This is a genomic window from Paraburkholderia sp. UCT70, assembly GCF_050434085.1.
Taxonomy (GTDB): domain Bacteria; phylum Pseudomonadota; class Gammaproteobacteria; order Burkholderiales; family Burkholderiaceae; genus Paraburkholderia; species Paraburkholderia tuberum.
The window spans coordinates 885,071-902,424 of the sequence record NZ_JBNPVZ010000003.1 but is presented as its reverse complement, the minus strand read 5'-3'; the positions used below and the strand labels follow the sequence as shown (position 1 = coordinate 902,424).

General features: G+C 62.7%; 17 protein-coding genes. 8 read left to right on the top strand and 9 right to left on the bottom strand.

Annotation, left to right across the window (positions count from 1 at the left end):
• Window positions 1-4: 4 nt before the first annotated feature.
• The gene (locus OKW41_RS22070) at window positions 5-1,051 is read right to left on the bottom strand and encodes an LLM class flavin-dependent oxidoreductase (protein WP_429447803.1); all 1,047 of its coding nucleotides are present in this window, start codon (window positions 1,049-1,051) and stop codon (window positions 5-7) included.
• On the opposite strand from OKW41_RS22070, the gene OKW41_RS22065 reads away from it, so the two are divergent.
• Window positions 1,050-1,280, top strand: a complete 231-nt coding sequence (locus tag OKW41_RS22065) for a hypothetical protein (protein ID WP_429447805.1) — start codon at window positions 1,050-1,052, stop codon at window positions 1,278-1,280. The genes OKW41_RS22070 and OKW41_RS22065 overlap by 2 nt on opposite strands.
• 448 nt (window positions 1,281-1,728) lie before the next feature.
• Here OKW41_RS22065 and OKW41_RS22060 read toward each other — a convergent pair whose 3' ends face one another.
• The 3 genes from OKW41_RS22060 to urtA all read right to left on the bottom strand — a co-directional run bounded on the left by OKW41_RS22060 (window position 1,729) and on the right by urtA (window position 5,700).
• Window positions 1,729-3,327: an amidase gene (locus tag OKW41_RS22060; RefSeq protein WP_429573949.1), complete on the bottom strand. Its 1,599-nt coding sequence runs from the start codon at window positions 3,325-3,327 to the stop codon at window positions 1,729-1,731.
• A 203-nt stretch (window positions 3,328-3,530) separates the two neighbouring features.
• The gene (gene urtB / locus OKW41_RS22055) at window positions 3,531-4,433 is read right to left on the bottom strand and encodes an urea ABC transporter permease subunit UrtB (protein WP_429448786.1); all 903 of its coding nucleotides are present in this window, start codon (window positions 4,431-4,433) and stop codon (window positions 3,531-3,533) included.
• A 73-nt stretch (window positions 4,434-4,506) separates the two neighbouring features.
• Window positions 4,507-5,700 carry an urea ABC transporter substrate-binding protein gene (urtA, locus tag OKW41_RS22050; RefSeq protein WP_429447809.1) on the bottom strand — a complete coding sequence of 398 codons (1,194 nt, stop codon included), beginning with the start codon at window positions 5,698-5,700 and terminating at the stop codon, window positions 4,507-4,509.
• 417 nt (window positions 5,701-6,117) lie between these two features.
• Here urtA and OKW41_RS22045 point away from each other — a divergent pair, with 417 nt between their 5' ends.
• The 7 genes from OKW41_RS22045 to OKW41_RS22015 all read left to right on the top strand — a co-directional run bounded on the left by OKW41_RS22045 (window position 6,118) and on the right by OKW41_RS22015 (window position 13,240).
• Window positions 6,118-7,293 (top strand): transporter substrate-binding domain-containing protein, encoded by a 1,176-nt coding sequence (locus OKW41_RS22045; RefSeq protein ID WP_429573948.1) that lies wholly within the window; start codon window positions 6,118-6,120, stop codon window positions 7,291-7,293.
• Window positions 7,290-7,889, top strand: coding sequence for an ANTAR domain-containing response regulator (locus tag OKW41_RS22040; RefSeq protein ID WP_429447813.1), 600 nt, complete (start codon window positions 7,290-7,292; stop codon window positions 7,887-7,889). The genes OKW41_RS22045 and OKW41_RS22040 overlap by 4 nt, the downstream gene beginning before the upstream one ends.
• A gap of 456 nt (window positions 7,890-8,345) precedes the next feature.
• Entirely contained in the window at window positions 8,346-8,786 is a 441-nt protein-coding gene (locus tag OKW41_RS22035; protein ID WP_429447816.1) for a hypothetical protein, read from the top strand.
• Between the two features lie 98 nt (window positions 8,787-8,884).
• A complete protein-coding gene (locus tag OKW41_RS22030) occupies window positions 8,885-11,281 on the top strand; it encodes a N,N-dimethylformamidase beta subunit family domain-containing protein (protein WP_429573947.1) in 2,397 nt (798 codons plus the stop codon).
• Window positions 11,282-11,300: 19 nt separating this feature from the next.
• A complete protein-coding gene (locus OKW41_RS22025; RefSeq protein ID WP_429447820.1) occupies window positions 11,301-12,230 on the top strand; it encodes a hypothetical protein in 930 nt (309 codons plus the stop codon).
• Entirely contained in the window at window positions 12,227-12,910 is a 684-nt protein-coding gene (locus OKW41_RS22020) for a tetratricopeptide repeat protein (RefSeq protein ID WP_429447822.1), read from the top strand. The genes OKW41_RS22025 and OKW41_RS22020 overlap by 4 nt, the downstream gene beginning before the upstream one ends.
• Window positions 12,911-12,937: 27 nt before the next feature.
• Window positions 12,938-13,240, top strand: coding sequence for a hypothetical protein (locus OKW41_RS22015; RefSeq protein WP_429447824.1), 303 nt, complete (start codon window positions 12,938-12,940; stop codon window positions 13,238-13,240).
• A 5-nt stretch (window positions 13,241-13,245) separates the two neighbouring features.
• Here OKW41_RS22015 and OKW41_RS22010 read toward each other — a convergent pair whose 3' ends face one another.
• From OKW41_RS22010 to ureG, 5 genes are read right to left on the bottom strand one after another with little or no spacing between them, the layout of a single operon-like run.
• A complete protein-coding gene (locus OKW41_RS22010) occupies window positions 13,246-13,728 on the bottom strand; it encodes a hypothetical protein (RefSeq protein WP_429573946.1) in 483 nt (160 codons plus the stop codon).
• Window positions 13,729-14,985: a hypothetical protein gene (locus tag OKW41_RS22005; RefSeq protein ID WP_429573945.1), complete on the bottom strand. Its 1,257-nt coding sequence runs from the start codon at window positions 14,983-14,985 to the stop codon at window positions 13,729-13,731.
• Window positions 14,986-14,988: 3 nt separating this feature from the next.
• Entirely contained in the window at window positions 14,989-15,819 is an 831-nt protein-coding gene (locus tag OKW41_RS22000) for a CbbQ/NirQ/NorQ/GpvN family protein (protein WP_429573944.1), read from the bottom strand.
• A 48-nt stretch (window positions 15,820-15,867) separates the two neighbouring features.
• The gene (locus tag OKW41_RS21995; protein WP_429447833.1) at window positions 15,868-16,689 is read right to left on the bottom strand and encodes an urease accessory protein UreD; all 822 of its coding nucleotides are present in this window, start codon (window positions 16,687-16,689) and stop codon (window positions 15,868-15,870) included.
• Entirely contained in the window at window positions 16,679-17,329 is a 651-nt protein-coding gene (gene ureG / locus OKW41_RS21990; RefSeq protein WP_429447836.1) for an urease accessory protein UreG, read from the bottom strand. Before ureG ends, OKW41_RS21995 begins: the two co-directional genes overlap by 11 nt.
• Window positions 17,330-17,354 lie beyond the last annotated feature (25 nt).

Genomic DNA, 17,354 nt, shown 5'->3' with positions numbered 1-17,354 from the left:
GCAATCAGCCGTGCGCGGCGAAGGCGGGCATCACATCGGAGATGAAGCGTTCGAGCGAGCGGCGCTTGCGCTCGAAGCTCATATTGCTGTCAACCCAGAAGCTGTATTGATCGAAACCGAGTTCCTCATACTGTTTGAGACGGTCGATCACGGCGCCCGGCTGGCCGATCACGAGATTCTTGCGAATCTGCTCCGGCGCGTATTGCGGGAACGACGCGATGTCGGCGTCGGTCAGCGGTTCGATGAAGCCCTGCGTGACTGGACGCTCGTTCTTGAACCACTTGCTGAAGTAGCAGTAGAAGCGCGACAGGTCTTCGACGGCCGTGTCGACTTCGGCGGCGTCCGCACCGACGAAGGTATGCATCAGCATCATGATCTGCGGCCGCGGAATATCGGGGTTCGCCTTGCATGCTGCGTTAAAGCGTTCCATCAGACTGACGACTTCGCCGTCGCCCGCGGCCAGCGAGGTCACCTGCACATTGCAGCCATTGCGCACCGCAAATTCATGCGAGTTCGGATCGCGAGCGGCGAGCCACATCGGCGGATGGGGCAGCTGAATCGGACGCGGCACCGGCGTGGTGGACGGCCACGACCAGAACTCGCCCTGGTGCGCGTAATCGCCCTTGAACAACTGGCGCAAGGCAGGAACCAGGTCACGCATTCTGGCGCCGGCGCCGAACGCATCGAGACCGGGCAACAGACGTTCATATTCGAACGAGTACGCCCCGCGCGCGATGCCCAGATCGAGCCGCCCGTTGCTCGCGACGTCGACCATGCCGGCCTCGCCCGCCAGGCGGATCGGATGCCAGAACGGAGCGATCACCGTGCCCGTGCCGAGGCGAATCCGCTCGGTGCGTGCCGCCAGATACGAAAGGTTGATGAAGGGATTGGGCGCGATCGTGAATTCCATCGCGTGATGCTCGCCGATCCAGGCGGTTTCAAAACCACCCTTCTCTGCGACCTGGACGAGTTCGGTCAGCTCGTCGAAAAGTTGCCGATGCGGCGTCGCAGCGTCGTAACGCTCCATATGAACAAACAGCGAAAATTTCATGATCGACCTGTATGCAGAAAGCTGGGAGTCGGTCCTGCCGCGACCGGCGCGTCCTCGAAGGACGCCGTCGCTCCGTATCGACCGCTGGGATGCAGCGGTTGGTATTACGGTATTCCACCCAAGCCAACAGATCAAGCTTTTCAATATTATGGAATACCATAATATATTGCGCTGGCGCCAACTGGGCGCGCAAAGCGATGGTGTAGACGTGGTGGGCCAGGAACGGTAGTCGCCGAACCTGCTGCAGCGAGCGGCAAGGGTACGTTCAGGCAGGGTGCGGCGGAGGTTTCGTCTCGAGAGGGCAGTGTCCAGCGTCCGTTATCTGACGTGCGTTCAGACGCCCCAAGCGCCGCAAATATTCGGCTTACCGCGAGGGCCGCGGCCTTGAAAAAATCAGCCGCTGAGAGCAAGCAGCTTCCCTCATACGTTGGAACACGGCGAATGCGCGCAAGCGTTGCGCCGATCGCCGATATCTTTTCGGCAATGAGTGCTTTAGGCTCTTCACGTTGAAACTCGTCGGACAGGTTCAGTCTGCGGTTCCAATCGCGTCGAGGTACTGCTGAACGCTTTCTTCAATCTGCTGCCGATGCTTGTCGATCTTGTCTGTCCTGTCACGGCTGTCCACAGCCTTGCTCTGCGCTATTCAGGGCGCCGGCGCGAAATTATTTAACATACGCCTAAAAACGCTTTCCCTTTCTCGCAAGCGTATTGATGCGCGCTGGAACATCCGTCAAGAGCGCCGGCACTTTACGATGGTGCGTTGCCTGTTCATAAGCATAGGCCATCGCGATAAGCGTCGCTTCGTCCCATTGACGGCCAACGAAGATAATCCCGAACGGCGAACCCGACGCGTAGTAACCCGCCGGGACCGTCACGCCGGGCAATCCCGCGATGTTGATTTCTCCAACCGTTGTTTCCTGGATCGTTTCCTTCCCATGAAGTGGCGGCAGTTCGCAACGCATTTGCGGAAACGCCAACGCGTCGAGTTGCTGTGCGTTCATCACTGCGTCGAAGATGCGCAGATACTGCGCCTTGAGTTCGATGAACTCGGAGATGTCCGGCGGCGTTGCTGGAGTCTCGAGTGCCGCAGCGAATTGCGGCAAGTTGCGCATGAAACTGAGCACGCCCTTCGGACCGAACGCATCTTGCGAAGCGGTGGCCCTCGCGAAGTCGTCGAACGTCTTCAACGGGGAATCGGGACCCAAGCGCTGCAAGTATTGGTGAACGTCGTAGGGAATCGACTCGATGCCGCGCGCGTCGAAATTGGCGAGCGGCGGTGTCGGCTTGCGAAGTGAAGCGAACGACGTTCCGGCGAACGGGTCGTCGACGATAATTGCGCCCGCCGATTGCAACTCGTGCTTCGCGCGTTCGTAGAGTTGCGCCGCTTCATCCGATAGCGGCTGCGCACGCCAGCCCGGTCCGTACAGACCGATCCGCTTTCCTTTCAATGCGTCGACGCTCAGCGACGCGGTATAGCCGCCCTCCGGTTGATGTCCGACCGAAGCCAGCGTCTTCGGATCTTCCGATGAGTATCCAGCAAGCACATCGAGGCACAGCGCCGCGTCGCGCACGGTTCGCGCAATCGGGCCGACCACATCGCGATTACCGGACAGCGGCACCACGCCCGCATTTGGCACAAGTCCGATCGTCGGCTTGATGCCAACGAGGTCTTGCGACGACGCAGGGTTCTGGATGGACCCACCTGTTTCTTCGGCGAGTCCCAATACCGCCATCGCCGATGCAACGGCGGCCGCCGTGCCTGCACTGCTTGCGCCCGGCACACGATCCGGCATCACGACATTCAGTGTCGGACCGGCCCAACTGTCGTTCGCATGCGTGCCGGAGTGGCTCAACACGGGCACATTGGTCTTGCCGAGCAAGATCGCGCCCGCGGCGCGCATGCGCGCCACGACCGGCGCGTCTTTCGCCGGCATCAGATCGACGCCGCCGGTCTTGCTGTAAAGCAGCGACCAGCCGGCCGTCGTTGGAAAACCAACCATGTCCATCGGATCCTTGATGACGACCGGGACGCCTGCCAGCGGCCCCAGTGATTCACCGGCTGAGCGGCGCCGGTCAATATCACGCGCATCATCGAGTGCTGCCGGGTTCAGAAAAATGAGGGCGTTGTATTTCCCGTTGTGCGCTTCGATCTGTTCGAAACACGCTTTCGCGAGCGACTCAGCGCTAAAGCGTCCGCTTGCGAAACCTTCCTGTACTGCTTCTACGGTGAGATTCGCGAGATCGATGCCGACTCCGCGTTCTGAATCTGCACGCATATTTGACGGATCATGTGTCATGTCGCACTCGGTACATATGGTCGATTTAATGCTGACCGCCCAACGCTGCCCAGAATCGCCAGGAAGGCGGCCGCCAAAGTGATGGTGAAATACGAAGGCCATCGTTCGTCGCACGCAGCAGATTGAAAACAGTTTGCTGTGACCTTTCAAAGTCACAGAACCTGTCGCGGCACCTGATTCACTCAACGCCTTACTTTGAGAGCGAACAATCCTTGCGGCCGGAAGTACAGCGCCACAATCACGAGCAAAAGAATGGTCGCCTTGGCCATCGATCCGCTCAACAGAAGTTCGAACATCGACTGAAGCTGGCCAATCGCAAACGCCGAGAGGAACGTGCCGAGCAGACTCTCGATGCCGCCGAACACCACGACGATGAACGTGTCGACGATGTACTGCTGTCCCGTCACCGGCCCGGTGGAGGCCAGCATCGTGAGCGCACTGCCTGCGATGCCGGCAAGGCCGCACCCCACCGCGAAAGTCACGGCGTCCACACGCTCCGTGTCGATGCCGGCAGCGCCCGCCATCGCGCGATTCTGCATGACCGAGCGGATACGCAACCCCCAGCGACTGCGAAACAGGAACAGGTAGACCGCGAGCGCCACCGCCAGGGTAAGGAACAGGATGAAAATGCGGCTGAGCGGCAGACCGATATTCGGTGTGACGTTCCACGCGCCCTTCAGCCACGAGACGGTCGGCACGCTAACGTCGATGGGTCCGAAGATCTGCCGGTAGACCTGCTGGAGCACCAGCGAGAGGCCCCATGTCGCGAGCATGGTGTCGAGAGGACGATGGTAGAGCCGCCGGATCATCACGCGCTCGAGCACGAAGCCGACCGCCGCCGTGACAGCGAACGCCACCAGTATCCCCACAAGAAAATAGGCGCCCATCAGCACGGGGAAAAAACGCTGGAAAACGATCGACGTCAGGTACGTCATGTATGCGCCGAGCGCCATGAGTTCACCGTGCGCCATGTTGATAACGCCCATCAGGCCGAAGACGATTGCGAGGCCCACCGCCATGAGCGCGAGCACAGTGAACAGGGACAGGCCGTTGAACACCTGGACGAGGAAGACATCGAGAGACATGGTGGCGACCTTGTAAGTGGGCGTCGCGGGCACGCGCCGGACGCGCGCCGCTCAATACCTTTTGTGAAGCGCTTTACCCGAGCTTCGGGAAAGGGTTCGGCTCGATCAGCGGCGACTCGTAGATGATGTCGACCTGTCCGTCCGGCCTGAACATCCCGATCAGTGAATGCTTCCACAAGTGGTGATTGCTGACGTGAAAGCGCACGTCTCCTTCGGGAGCACTCCAGGCGAGTCCCGATGAAGCGGCGACCACCTTGGCGACATCGGTGCTCTTCGATTTCTCGACTGCGAGCTTCCACAGGTAGACCGCGGTATAGGCGGCCTCAAGCGTGTCGCCCAGCACGCGATCCTGCCCATACTTTGTCTTGAACGCCGTCACGAATTTCTCATTCTGCGGGTTCTTTTCGCTCTGGAAATAGCCCATGCACGAGTACACGCCCACCAGGTTGTCCTTGCCGATGCCGATCGCCTCCTCCTCGGTCACCGCCAGCGCCATGATTGCCTGGTTCTTGCCAGTCATCCCCACGGAGTTGAGTTGCTTGTAAAACGCAACATTCGATCCCCCGACGATGGTAGAGAGAATCACGTCGGGCTTGGCCGCCTTGATCTTGTTGATCACCGACGAGAACTCCGTCGCGCCCAGCGGAAAGTAGTCCTCGCCAAGCACAGTGCCACCCGCCTTTGCAATTGCAGCTTTCGCGATCCGGTTGGTGGTACGCGGCCAGATGTAGTCGGAGCCGATCAGGTAGAACTTCTTGCCTTTGTTCCTGGCGAGCCAGTTCACGGCGGGAATGGTCTGCTGCGTCGCTTCCTGGCCGGTGTACATGATGTTCTTCGACATCTCCAGCCCTTCGTAGTAAGTCGGATAGTAAAGCAGCCCGTTGTAGCGCTCGAATACCGGAAGCACAGCCTTGCGCGACGCCGACGTGTAGCAGCCGAACACCGCCGCCACCTTGTCGCTTTCCACGAGCTTTTGCGCTTTTTCGGCAAAGGTGGGCCAGTCGCTCGCGCCATCTTCCACGATCGGCGTGATGGGCCGCCCCATCACGCCGCCGGCCGCGTTGATCTCCTCGATCGCGAGTTTTTCCGCATCGACTACGTGCGCTTCCGCAATCGCAATCGTACCGGTCAGCGAATGCAGAATGCCGACCTTGATCGGGTCCGCAGCGTCTGCCGCGCGCGAGCCCAGCATGAGGGAACCCGGGAGCGTACTGGCGGCCGCTGCGGCAGCGGCTGTTTTCAAAAAGTCGCGTCGAGAATTCGTCATGGTGCCTTCATCGAGAAAGTAGTAGACAAAAAAAAGCCCGCAACTAAGGATGACTTAGCTGTCGGGCTTTTTGGCCTTTACCGTATATGACACCTTTGTCACACGCGGCGGAATTCACTATGATCGTTCTGCAGGACTGGCGCGCTGCTCCAGATCACGAGCGTTAGTGAGCAAGGTCCGTGCCAAATTACTCGCGTCATCGCCGGAATCCGTCGACCGCCTTGGCTCGCCTTATATATTTGATTCAACGACGATGCGGCAATCTCAGCGAGCCTTACGATGTCCGCCCAGGCGTGCGTCCAACACGCCAATTTGTGGCAAGAATGCACGGCGGCTGTGCGCAGCGTGGCTAATGCGCACAAGTCTGGGCGAACGGACCGCAATAAGAAAACGCATCGGCGTCACAGGAAGCCCAATATGTCTTCAACCAGATATGAACCCGTGAAAATCGGCGTGTTGTATTCGACCACGGGCGTAACAGGTCTCATCGAATCCTCGCAGCAGAGCGCCACCCTTTTCGCAGCCGACGAAATTAACCGCGCGGGCGGCATCAATGGCCGGGAAGTCCAACTGCTTGTCCGCGATCCGGGCTCGGTTGCGGCCAACTATGCGTCGATGGCCGAGGAGTTGATTGTCGAGGAAGGCGTGCGACTCATCATGGGCTGCTACATGTCTAGCGGCCGAAAGGTAGTGATCCCCGTGGTCGAGCGGCACAACGCATTGCTCTTCTATCCGACGCTATATGAGGGCTTCGAGTACAGCCGCAACGTCTTTTGCACGGGTACCCTGCCTAACCAGACCTGCGTGCCCCTCGCCGATTACATGCTTGAAAACTTCGGCTCGCGTGTGTTCATGATCGGCTCGGATTACATCTACCCTTACGAAACGAACCGCATCATGAAGGACTTCGTGTTCGAGCGCGGCGGCGAAACGGTGGACGAGCTCTACGTGCCGCTCGACGCTAGCGAGGAGCACTATCGCGTGATCGCTGCGCGCATCGCGGCGCTGTCACCCGACTTCGTGTTCTCGACCGTGGTGGGGGTCGGCGTTGAGCACCTGTATCGCAGCTTCGCGAAGAGCGGCCTCGATCCGCGCACCATGCCGATCGCCAGCGTGACGACGTCCGAGGCGGAGATTGCCGCGATGGGGGCGCACCTCGGTGAAGGCCACTTCACATCTGCCTCGTACTTCCAGTCCGTCGACACGCCAACGAACCGCGCCTGCCTCGACAATTACCGGTGCTTCATGGGCGGCGACGCCGTCACCAATATGTGCTGGGAGGCAGCCTACTTCCAGATGCACGTGCTCGCCAATGCCATGCGCAGCGTGGGCAGCGACAATCCGGTGTCGCTGCTGCGCGCCTTGCCGGGCATGGAGTTCGATGCGCCGCAGGGACGCATCCGCATGGACGAAGAGAATCACCACGCCTATCTTCATACCCGAATAGGCCGGGCCAACGCGGCCGGACAATTCGATATTGTCAGCGCGATACCCGAACGCGTACGTGCTGACCCGTATGTGATCGCACACACGGCGGCCGATAGCGGCCCGTTCGCACATGGCATTCCCAGTGCCGCTGGAGGCCGTTCATGACGCGCAGGCCGCCCACTTCTCAGGCCTTGCAGGACATACGATCGCTGCGCATAGCGGTGGTGCATTCACCCGACCAAGACAGGGATGAGTTGCTCGGGCACCTGAAACGGATTGGCTGCAAGGTGCATGTATGCTGGCCGAACCTCGATGTCGAACTCGACGCGATCGACCTGGTGATCATGTCGGTGAACCCGCAGACCGCTGCATATCATCACACCTGGCTCGGCCAGAAAGGCGCGCCGCCCATCATTCCCGTCGTGACCTATGAAAACCCGGTGGTGATCGAAGCCGTCATGCTGCTGAACGCCTTCAGCGTCATTCCGTCGCCGGTGCGCTCGTTCGGCGTGCTCACCGCGATTGCTGTCACCATCGCGCAGCACAAGAAGCAAAAGTCGCTGGAAAAGTACATCCAGCGCGCTGAGGAGAAGGCGTCGAAGCAGCGGACCATCGAACTCGCCAAGTCGATCCTCATGAAGAGTCAGCAACTATCGGAAGAAGATGCGTACCGTGCGTTGTGTTCGCAGGCGCGCGACAATCAGGCGCTGATAGAAGCCGTCGCCGATGAAATCGTCAGGACCGATTCCATGCGCCACTGAAACGCCCGTTAGCAGTGCGAGACGCACCATCGATGCACGGCTGCGCACGTTCGTCGCGCAGAACATGCCGGCAAAAATCGATGACCGAATCTCCGCGAGCAGTACGGAAATCCGCTAGCGGCTAGCGCTGACAGCGCGCACATGCATCACGCGCAGTCACAGGCACATTTGTTGCTGAAGTTTCGTTGCAGCATGAGCTCGCGCGTCGATGTCAATCAGGCGTAAGCAGCAGCAAAGTTTGACTCAACGATGCCGAACGAGACAAAGACGTCTCGGGCGGCAAAAGGCCAAAAAGCCCGACTTGCCAGTGTTTCTGGCATTCGGGCTTTTTTGCATTTCAGCGGCCGAGCAAGCGCGCAGACGCTGAAAAAACGCATGGCGCATGCGACATGTCTTGCTCCAGTTTTCTGAAAATAAGATTAGTTATCCTTTAAATATTTCTATGAGGTCGATCTCATGATTCCTATCCCGAAGAAAGGCACTCCCGAACGCGAGCAGTTGATCGCGCTTCACAAGGAATGCACGGAGTCCATGCATGGCGTGGCGGGCTTTTCGGTCCTCAGGTGCCAGACACCGGGCGACACCACCGTCGTGACCGGCGGCACCCATGAGCACCATGACCTGCGCCGTGTGCTGCTGCGCATGCGCGGCGCGTCGCCAAAAAACAAGCTCGTCGTGATCTGCACGAAGGTGGACGCCGAATGGCGCATCGGCCGGCTGTCAGGCATTCGCGGCGTGCCGCCAGTGTTCGTCAACGACGATGTCTACACCAGCGAGCAGGATATCCAGCACGCGATCTTCCTGATGCGTCTGGACGAGATGCCGGAAACCGATGGCATGCCCGAGAACTATTCGCAGGGTTACAAGCGCCGCGACGACAACTGGCCGGTGACCTGACCCGGTCTGCAACAACGCCCTTCCCTGCGCGGCCCAGCCGGCGCGGGACCACGACGACCGCCGCTCGACGAGCGGCATGAAAGCAGGAGCGATTCTCCATGTGTGCAATGCGACTCACCGGTTACGCGGACAAATTCAGCGTCTATCCCGGCGACACGATCAGGTTCTACGTCAACTGTGACGGGCCGGCGCAATATCGCGCTTCGATCGTGCAGATGATCAACGGCGACACCAACCCGCGCGGACCAGGCTTCATCGAGAAGGCCGTCATGGCCGATTGCGAAGCGACTTACGACGGCCGCCCGCAAGCGGTCTACGGCGGCTCGTATGCGTACGTGCCAGATGCGCCGCAACTGCAGGTGGAGAGCTTCACGCTGCAATGCTGGATCTGGCCGACCACGCCGCGCACCGATGCGCGCTACTGGAAGCATGGCGAGCAGGGCCTCGTCACAAAGTGGTCGAACGGCGCGGGCTACGGCCTCTTCATCAATGAGGACGGCTGCGCCGAACTGCGCATCAACGACCAGACCTTCACCACCGGCGCGCGTCTGCGGGATCATGCGTGGCATTTCCTCGCCGCCACCTTCGATGCGAAGAGCGGCGCCGTGGTACTGTATCACGAACCGCAGATCGCCTATGCGCTCGACCCGGCCGTGCCGCCCGTTGAAGCGCAGTGCGCCGGTCCAATCAGGCACGCGGACGTTCCGCTTGTCATCGCAGGATTCGTGAAGGGACTCGAAAGCGGTCCGATCGGGCGCTCGTCCGTGCCGCAGGGTGTATTGATCGGCGGTCACTACAACGGCAAGATCGATAGCCCGCGCCTGTGCAACCGCGCGCTCTCGCGCTTCGAGATCGAGACGATGAAGGCCGGTGTGCAACCGGGTCTGAGCGAGCGCCGCCATTCAGGGCCGACCGGCCCGTTGTCCGAATGCATCGTGGCGGCATGGGACTTTTCGGACGGCATCGACACGCTCGTATGCCGCGACCAGGGACCGTACAAATTTCACGCAGCGCTCGTCAACTGCCCGACGCGCGCCATGACCGGCTACAACTGGGCCGGCCGCAACTTCGACTGGAAGCACGCGCAGAAGGAATACGGCGCGATCCACTTTCACGACGACGACCTCGACAATGCGCGCTGGGATGTCAGCTTCGAATGGAAGGTGCCGGAGGACATCAGGAGCCGCTTCTATGCGGCAAAGCTCACCACGTCCGAAGGCGATGAAGACTACATCCCGTTCTGGATCGTGCCGAAACTCGGCGCGAAGAAGTCGAAAATCGCGGTCATGGTGCCGACCATCAGCTACATGGCGTATGCGAACGAGCACGTCGCGTGCAACGCGGGCGGCGCCGAGCTCTTCGTCTATCGGGTTCCGATCATGCAGCAGCAGAACATGTTCCTCGCCGAGCATCGCGAGTACGCCGGTTCGATCTACGACACGCATACCGACGGCAGCGGCATCTGCCTGTCGTCGCGGCTGCGGCCCATCCTGAGCATTCGCCCGAAGTACGACCACTTCCTCGCACAGGCGCCGTGGCAATATCCGGCCGATCTGCACCTCGTGTACTGGCTCGAGACGCTCGGCTACGAATACGATGTCTTCACCGACGAAGACCTGACTTACGACGGCCTCGCGCGCCTCGAAGACTACAACGTCATCATCACCGGCTCTCATCCGGAGCACAACTCGGGACCGCAGCTCGACGCGCTGCACGACTACACGCAGCGCGGCGGCCGAATCATGTACATGGGTGCCGATGGCTGGTACTGGGTGCATTCGTATCATCCGGCGTACGATGAACTCGGCCGCGGCATCGTCACCGAAATGCGCCGCTGCGAATCGGGCATCCGCACGTGGCGTGCCGATCCGGGCGAGTATTACCATCAGGGCACCGGCGAACTTGGCGGCATGTGGCGCTACCGCGGTCGCTACCTGCATTCGGTCGCGGGCACGGGCATGTCGTCGGAAGGCTTCGATATCTCCAGCTATTTCTCGCGCACGCCGGAAAGTCTCGACGAACGCGTCGGCTGGGCCTTCGACGGCATCGACTACGACGAGAAGCTCGGCAACTTCGGCCTCGTCGGCGGCGGTGCAGCAGGACTCGAACTCGATATCGTCGACACCATGCTCGGCTCGCCGCCGCACATTCTGACCGTGGCCACCTCCGCGGGACGTCACACTGAAGCCTACCTGCTCGTGATGGAAGACTTCGGCTTCAACCAGCAAGGTCTCGACGGCACCGTCCATCCACGCGTTCGCGCCGACATCACCTTCCATGAGACGCCGAACGGCGGTGGCTGTTTCGCCTTCAGTTCGATCGCGTATTGCGGCTCGTTACCCTGGAACAATTGCGACAACAACATCTCGCGGCTGACGAAGAACGTGCTCGATCGCTTCAGTGCCGACGGCCCGCTGCCGGCCGCCCCGCCGAGCGCGGTCGTACACCGTGGACGCGCGGACTATGAATCGCCCGCTGTCGTGACAACGAGCTGATTCACGGGGAGACCACGCCATGAGTGAAATCGTCGCGTCACGCGTTAAGGCGGCCGTCCGGACATTCTCGCTTAACGCCGATGCCTACCGTACGCTCGCGTTTGCACAGATCGAGGACGACGCGGTCTGGACCCGCGAGTGGATCTGCATCGGCGTCGACGAGGACATTCCCGACGCAGGCGACCTGCTGCCGTTCACCGCCGGCGATCATGCGGTGCACGTGCAGCGTCTCGCGAACGGCCGGCTCGCCGGCCGCTTCAACCTCGCGCAGCACGGCGGCTGCCGGATAGTGCCGTTGCAATGCCGGCAAGGCGCGAAGACGTCGTGCTCGTTCACGTCCTGCGGACATAGCCGCGACCGCGCGCCACTAGGCGAAGCCGAAACCGGCACGCCGAGCCCCGAGATGTATCAGTATCTCGGCCTGCGTCCGGAGCGCCTGCTGGGCGTGCGTGTCGCCGCGTTCGGGCCGCTGCTGTTCGTTCATCTCGACCCGGCGGGCAACGCGTTCGATGCCGGCGCGGCGCCCGCAGCCATCGCGAGCGTGAGCGGACGGCACGGCAACGAGTGGCTCGAAATGTCCGGCAACTGGAAGCAGGTCGGACAGCGCATCGCGGCAGGTGCGAAGCTCGCAGGCGCACGCGACGGGTGCGCTACATTCGAAAGCGGCGGCGATCCGGTGCATGCCACGTGGTGTTTTCCGAATCTGATCGTGCTCTCTGCAGGCGAAAGCACGTGCGTGATCATTCTCCAACCGATGGCATTGCAGCGCACGTTATGCCGTGTGAGCGTCTACGGCTCACAATCGCTCGCGCGATGGCGGGAGCTGCTCGAGCGCCGTTGCGCCGCAATCGGCAGGCCTGACGATTCGGTCCGCTGGCTCGAAACCACGCTCGCCGCTCGCATCGCACAGCGCATGAACCTCCTTCCCCTGACCGGATACGCCACATGAATTCCGTGACACAGCCAAGCGTCGACGAGGCCGTCAAGTTATATGCGAAGGGCCGTTTCGACGACGCCTTTCGTTCCTTTGAAACCCTCGCCGAGGCAGGCGACAGCAACGCCCAAGCATGGCTCGCCGCGCTCTATGCGAATGGCGAAGGCGTCGAAGCCGATTTGCAGCGCGCGTTCGAATGGTATGAAAAAGCCGCATGCCAGGGACATACGCAAGCGCAGACGAATCTAGGCGCCATGCTGCTGTCGCCTCACGAAGCGCTGCACGACGAGGCCGAGGGCGTGCGCTGGATAACGAAGGCGGCCGGAAACGGCGACCCATTCGCGCAGGCGAACCTCGCCAGTCTCTTCGCGAAGGGCCGCGGAATGCGGCAGGACGATGCGGCCGCCGCGCAGTGGTATCGCCGTGCTGCTGAACAGGGTCATTACCCGTCGCAGGCACGGCTTGGTTTCAGCTATGCAACGGGACGCGGCGTCGAGCGCGATCGGGTGCAGGCCTTCGCGTGGCTCTCGCTGGCCGCGCAGCATGGCGTCGGCACCGCGCTCAATGCGCTCGAGAACGTGTTGAGCGACATGTCGGCGGAAGAAAAGCGCGCGGGGGCGAACCTGTTCGAGCAGTGGCGCTCGCGCACCGCTAGCGGAGCATCGCCGGCACGCCTGATGCCGCTCGCAGGATAAAACACGCACGATGCCCCGGAGGAAACCGTGAACTACAGCGTGCAGCAGATCAAGTTCGAGTGTTTCAGCTACATCAAGGAGTTTGGCGCGCGCATGGAAGACTGGGTGATCGGCGCGGCGAGCGACCCCGACCGCGCGCTCTTCGAAGCGTGCGCCGTGGATCGCCGCGAGGACATCTGGATGTGGAAGCCCGCGCTGTCTCCGGCGGCGGCTTCGGCGGTGATCGACTTCATGACGTCGCGCTACCGATTGAGTCGCGCGGTAATGCAAGCAGACGACACGCCCGCGCGCTTCGTCTTCATGTACAGGAAGCGGCCAGCACGGGGTTGAGCGGGCTATGCCGTGACCGCTGCGATGCGTCGCAGCGCGACCGCGAGACCATCTTCCTGCGCCACCAGGGCCACGCGCTCCCGCCCGAACATCGTAACGGCGACGTCGAGCGATACGGCGTCGAACGAGAGGCAGGCACAACGAATTCCCTGCGCCGTCAGCTCTGTGATCGCGCGGCGCATGTCCTCGCGCAGATAGCGCGGATCGAAACTGTCGATATCGAAGGGCACGCCATCCGATACCACAAGGACCGAAGCCCTCGCGCCGTTGCGAACTTCGGGATCGAGCTTCGCGCCGACATGCCGAAGCGCCGCTCCAAATCGGGTCGACAGTCCCGGACGAACAGCCATGAGCCTCGTCTCGACAGCGCCGCTCCACGCGTCGGCGAAATCCTTGAAGATGTGAAACCGCACGCGCTGGCGGCCGTCGGAGTGAAAGCCGTACATCGCGAACGGGCGGCCATTCGCCGCGAGCGCTCGGCCCAGCACTCAGCTCGACGCAACCGCGCAGCGCATGCGCCCCGCCGCCGACGCCGACAGATCCAGCAGCACCGCGAGCGGCCCGCTCTCCGAACGCATGCGCCGCACAATGAAGCCCTTGACGTCGTCAGCCATGCCGCGACGCGCATCGATCCGGCCCATAATGCAGGCATCCAGGTCGAGCACGTCGCCCTCATATGCTCGCGTCCTGCCCACCGCCACGCGATGCCGCGCCGCGCGAAAAATAGCGCGCACGCGCCGCTCCACCGCTTCGTCGATGAACGCGGGCAAAAGCCGGTCGCCCGGTTCGGAACGCAGCGACTCCACCCGACACCAGTGACTCCGATAGCGCCGGATCACATAATCCCATTCGCGATACCGCGCCACGGAGACAACGGTCGACGGCGTCTCGTCGTCGTGCTCCGCGGGTGCGGCCGACGCCGGCGCTTCGCCCGGACTTGCCGCGAGCCCGCGAGGCGGTTGCGCGGCATCCGGCGGCAGCTCGCGCAGGTTCGGCGACTCCCGTAGCGTCGCGTTGCGCTCGGCAGGAGCGTCGTCGGGCGCATGGGCGATCGGCGTCGGCTCGGCGTTCCAGACGAGGCTATTGTCGTCGCGATACGCGGCCTCCTGCGCATAGGTCTTCGCGTTGAACTGCACGCGCATCTGGCCGAGATCGTTGCCGAGCAGGTTGCCAAGCTCGCGCGAGATGGCCGGATCGGCGCCGTGCGTCGCGGCGAACGCTGAGTCGAAGAGACGCCGGCCTTTCGTCACCCAGCCGTCGTCGTCGGCATAGTCCGGGTCGAGCAATGCGCGCGACAACCTTGCGATCAGCGCCGGCGCCGTCCTCGCGCCCTGCGTGCCGGTCCGATGAAACGTCAGCCACCATTGCCGCAGACCAGGATAACGCAGCACGGCGAGCCGCTCGACACGCGCATCCTCGAGCACCCCCACCAGCGCGACCTGCAGCGGCCGCAGCTTGCCCCGCTCGAAGCGCGCCGTCGACCACGTCAGGTGCGCGGCCGCATGCGCCGCACTCGCGAGGTAGAAGAGAGCTTCGTCGGCGGGTTCATCGCATGCGACCCGCGCGTCGGGCAGGAACAGCACCGGCTCCGTCACGAGCGGACGATCCGCCCGCATCTCGCCGTCGTCCCTCTGTGCGGCGAGCGACTGCACTTTCGGCGCGACGCTCCACGCCGCCTTCAGATAGAAAGCGAGCACGCGCGCGGCCGCGTCCAGTGAACCCGTGACTGCCTGGTCCGCCTGCATCGCTTAGCCGAACACGCCGGCGACCACTGCCATCAGCGCGGCGCACAGGTCCGCGTCGTCGGCGAGCGGCTGGATCACGCCGATGCGGCACGCGGACTGCTCGTCCATGCCCCCGGCAATCAGCGTCGCCGCATAGATCAGCATGCGGGTCGATGCGCCCTCGGGCAACGCGGGATCGTCGAGCGCGCGCGTGCGCGCACCGAGCGCCACCAGCTTTTGCGCGACTTCGGCACTCACGCCGGTCTCATGCGCGACGATGTCCGCTTCGGCGTGCGCGTCGGGCCAGGTCATTTCAAGCGCGACGAAGCGTTGCCGGGTGGACGGCTTCAGATCCTTCGACGCGTGCTGGTAATCCGGATTGAACGAGATCACGAGCACGAAGTCGGGATGCGCCGCGATCACCTCGCCGCACTTGTCGATGGGCAGGATGCGGCGCGAATCGGTGAGCGGATGGATCACAACCGTCGTATCCGTGCGCGCTTCCACGACTTCGTCGAGATAGCAGATCGCTCCGTGACGCACCGCCTGGGTAAGTGGTCCGTCCTGCCAATAGGTGCCATTGCCGTCGAGCAGGTAGCGACCTACCAGATCGCCCGCCGTCATGTCCTCATGGCAGGCAATCGTGACGAGTGGACGCCCGAGCTTCCACGCCATGTACTCGACCAGCCGGGTCTTGCCGCAGCCCGTCGGCCCTTTCAGCATGATCGGCAAACGGGCGTGATAGGCCGCCGCGAACCACCCGGTCTCGTGATGCACCGGCCGATACCACGGTTCCTTCGGCAGCCGCCACGGATCGAGCGGTAGCGCGGCGGTTGCGAGATGCGGCCTCGTCATGCGGGCTCCTTGTATTGGACGATTGAATGATTGGACGCTGCGCAGCGCTCACCCGTTGCACAACGCACCGCGAACCGCATCGATCGCGCGAGCGAGCGTCGTTCGCAACGAAAGACTGTCGGTGGCGAGGACGCGCATAAACGCGCCGCACTGTCCGGGCAACAAGCCGGCACCCGCGTAGAACGCATCTTCGGTCGCGTGTTCGAGCGCATGGGCGGCGGCAGCCCCTTCTTCGGCATTGAGCGTCAGCACCATCAAGCCACCATGCGCGGCGAAGCGCGAACTCACGCCACCCAACGGCCGGCCCGATGCCCCGTCGAGACGGAAGCGGTCGCGCGCGAGCAACCGGCCCTGTGCGCCGCGCACCGAGATCGCCGCATCGAGCGCGCCGAACGGCGTCTCGCTGCCTGCGGGGTCGTGCGTCGTATAGCAGTCCGCCAGCATGATGCGCGCACCGGGATGCAGGACGACGTCGATGCTGCTTTCGAGCCGCGTGCCGGGAAAGAGAATCGACGGATGCGGCAGCCAGTCGAGTTGCGCGCCCGCGTGCGCTTCGATATGCACGCGCGATTTCGCCGAGCCGCGTGTCATCGAGTGGACGATGGTGGCCGCGGCCGTCTCCACACGAGCACGCGCCCGTTCGGTCGCGACGACATGCTGATGCACGTCGTCGTCCTCGAACAGTCCGCCCGACGACGACTGCACGATCACTCGCGCATCCGCTCCATGTGCGAGCAGGCGGCCCACATGATACGGATACCCCGCGCGCTGCCGCGACAGATAAGTGGCGCCCGACGGCCCGCGCGAAAAGCACAGGTCGAGTTGCGGCTGCCAGAGCCCGGCGCTCGCCGGCAGGGCGTCAATGCGCATCGAAGAGCACGTTCTCCACGATCGCGTCGACTACAACATCGACGCCGTCGCCCGTCGCACAGTTGGTGAGCGCGACCGCGCGCTGGCCACGCACCTCGCGCGCCTCCCTCACCATCCGTTCGAGATCGACGCCCACGTAAGGCGCCAGATCGAACTTGTTGATGACGAGCAGATCGCAGGACACGACGCCGAGGCCGCGCTTGCGGGGGATATCGTCGCCGGCCGCCACGTCGATCACAAAGATCCAGTAATCCACCAGATCCAGAGAAAACGATGAAGCGAGATTGTCGCCACCCGACTCGATCAGCACGAGTTGCAGGCTTGTGAAGCGCTCGTCGAGTTCGTCGGCGGCCTGCAGGTTCAGCGTGGGATCCTCGCGGATCGCCGTATGCGGGCACGCGCCGGTTTCGACCGCGAGCACGCGCGCCGGATCGATCAGACCGCTGCGGCGCACGCGCTCAGCATCCTCGCGCGTGACGAGATCGTTGGTGATGACCGCGAGCTCGATGCCGCGCGCGGCGAAACGCGGGATCAGCCGCTCGAGCAACCGCGTCTTGCCCGATCCCACCGGACCGCCGATACCGACCCGCGCCGCTCGCGCCGTCGATTGAAACACCGGCTGGATATCGAAAGCTTCCATTTCAACTGGCACCGAACGTCTCCGG

What these genes read in the sequence shown, in the direction of transcription:
- urtA (WP_429447809.1), bottom strand. Translation starts at nt 5,700, where the DNA reads ATGACGAATTCTCGACGCGACTTTTTGAAAACAGCCGCTGCCGCAGCG.
- OKW41_RS22030 (WP_429573947.1), top strand. Translation starts at nt 8,885, where the DNA reads ATGTGTGCAATGCGACTCACCGGTTACGCGGACAAATTCAGCGTCTAT.
- ureG (WP_429447836.1), bottom strand. Translation starts at nt 17,329, where the DNA reads ATGGAAGCTTTCGATATCCAGCCGGTGTTTCAATCGACGGCGCGAGCG.
- OKW41_RS22060 (WP_429573949.1), bottom strand. Translation starts at nt 3,327, where the DNA reads ATGCGTGCAGATTCAGAACGCGGAGTCGGCATCGATCTCGCGAATCTC.
- OKW41_RS22000 (WP_429573944.1), bottom strand. Translation starts at nt 15,819, where the DNA reads ATGACGAGGCCGCATCTCGCAACCGCCGCGCTACCGCTCGATCCGTGG.
- OKW41_RS22040 (WP_429447813.1), top strand. Translation starts at nt 7,290, where the DNA reads ATGACGCGCAGGCCGCCCACTTCTCAGGCCTTGCAGGACATACGATCG.
- OKW41_RS22045 (WP_429573948.1), top strand. Translation starts at nt 6,118, where the DNA reads ATGTCTTCAACCAGATATGAACCCGTGAAAATCGGCGTGTTGTATTCG.
- OKW41_RS22020 (WP_429447822.1), top strand. Translation starts at nt 12,227, where the DNA reads ATGAATTCCGTGACACAGCCAAGCGTCGACGAGGCCGTCAAGTTATAT.
- OKW41_RS22065 (WP_429447805.1), top strand. Translation starts at nt 1,050, where the DNA reads ATGATCGACCTGTATGCAGAAAGCTGGGAGTCGGTCCTGCCGCGACCG.
- OKW41_RS22005 (WP_429573945.1), bottom strand. Translation starts at nt 14,985, where the DNA reads ATGCAGGCGGACCAGGCAGTCACGGGTTCACTGGACGCGGCCGCGCGC.
- OKW41_RS21995 (WP_429447833.1), bottom strand. Translation starts at nt 16,689, where the DNA reads ATGCGCATTGACGCCCTGCCGGCGAGCGCCGGGCTCTGGCAGCCGCAA.
- OKW41_RS22070 (WP_429447803.1), bottom strand. Translation starts at nt 1,051, where the DNA reads ATGAAATTTTCGCTGTTTGTTCATATGGAGCGTTACGACGCTGCGACG.
- OKW41_RS22025 (WP_429447820.1), top strand. Translation starts at nt 11,301, where the DNA reads ATGAGTGAAATCGTCGCGTCACGCGTTAAGGCGGCCGTCCGGACATTC.
- urtB (WP_429448786.1), bottom strand. Translation starts at nt 4,433, where the DNA reads ATGTCTCTCGATGTCTTCCTCGTCCAGGTGTTCAACGGCCTGTCCCTG.
- OKW41_RS22035 (WP_429447816.1), top strand. Translation starts at nt 8,346, where the DNA reads ATGATTCCTATCCCGAAGAAAGGCACTCCCGAACGCGAGCAGTTGATC.